Here is a 1112-nt window from a genome sequence, read left to right as displayed (position 1 = left end):
GGCGAAAACTCATGAAGCTGCCCACGCGGCGGGCTGACCGCCCGTCCCGTGTGAATCTCGCGTGGGCATACGAGCGCTTCCGGGAGGCCACCATCGCCGATGTCGCCTGATGCGGCTCGGCCGTGAGGATGGTCCGCGGGCTGTGACGTGCCGGGGGCTCGAGCTTGTCCCTTCTCTCGTCAGGGGCCCCAAGGTCTCGCCAACCCCCCCACCCATGCGGGTGAACTGGGTGTTCCATTCCCGAATGCCCCGTTGAGCGAGGAGCACCTCATGACCCCCACGACCTCCACCCCCGCCACGTTCCACGGCAACCGTGTGGACCAGCAGTTCATCGCCGGCCAGTGGCGCGACGGCGCCGCCGGGCAGCGCAAGACGGACATCAACCCGTACACGGACGACGTCGTGGCCGAGTTCACCCTGGCCACGGAGGAGGACCTCGACGAGGCCTACCGCGCCGCCGCCGAGGCCCAGAAGGCGTGGGCCGCCACCGGGCCCGGCGAGCGCTCCGCCGTCCTGCGCCGCGCCGCCGCGATCATGGAGGAGCGCCGCGAGGAGATCGCGGACTGGCTTGTGAAGGAGTCCGGCTCCACGCGCATCAAGGCCGCCGCGGAGATCGGCTCGGCCATCGCCATCACGTACGAGGCCGCCACGTTCCCCACCCGCGTGCACGGCACCATCCACCCCTCCAACGTCCCGAACCGCGAGATGCGCGTGTACCGCAAGCCGATCGGCGTCGTCGGCGTGATCTCCCCGTGGAACTTCCCGCTCCACCTGTCCCAGCGCTCGGTGGCCCCCGCGCTGGCGCTGGGCAACGCCGTCGTGCTCAAGCCCGCCTCGGACACCCCGGTGACTGGCGGCACCCTGCTCGCGCGCGTGTTCGAGGAGGCCGGCCTGCCCGCGGGCGTGCTGTCCGTGGTGGTGGGCGCCGGCTCCGAGATCGGCGACGCCTTCGTCAAGCACCCCGCGCCGCGCCTGATCTCCTTCACGGGCTCGACTCCGGTGGGCAAGCAGGTCGGCGCCAACGCCGTCTCGGGGGACACCCTGAAGAAGGTCGCGCTCGAGCTGGGTGGCAACGCGCCGCTCGTGGTGCTGGACGACGCGGACCTCGACGC

Annotated in this window: 1 protein-coding gene; it reads left to right on the top strand. The window is 71.6% G+C overall.

Going from position 1 to position 1112, the window contains the following annotated elements; translation table 11 throughout:
• Positions 1–270 precede the first annotated feature (270 nt).
• On the top strand, positions 271–1112 hold an 842-nt coding region (locus AB0N07_RS51780), incomplete at its 3' end, for an aldehyde dehydrogenase family protein (RefSeq protein WP_365848048.1).

It is taken from the genome of Streptomyces sp. NPDC051172 (assembly GCF_040682555.1).
GTDB lineage: Bacteria > Actinomycetota > Actinomycetes > Streptomycetales > Streptomycetaceae > Streptomyces.
This window is presented reverse-complemented; position numbering and strand designations above follow the sequence as displayed.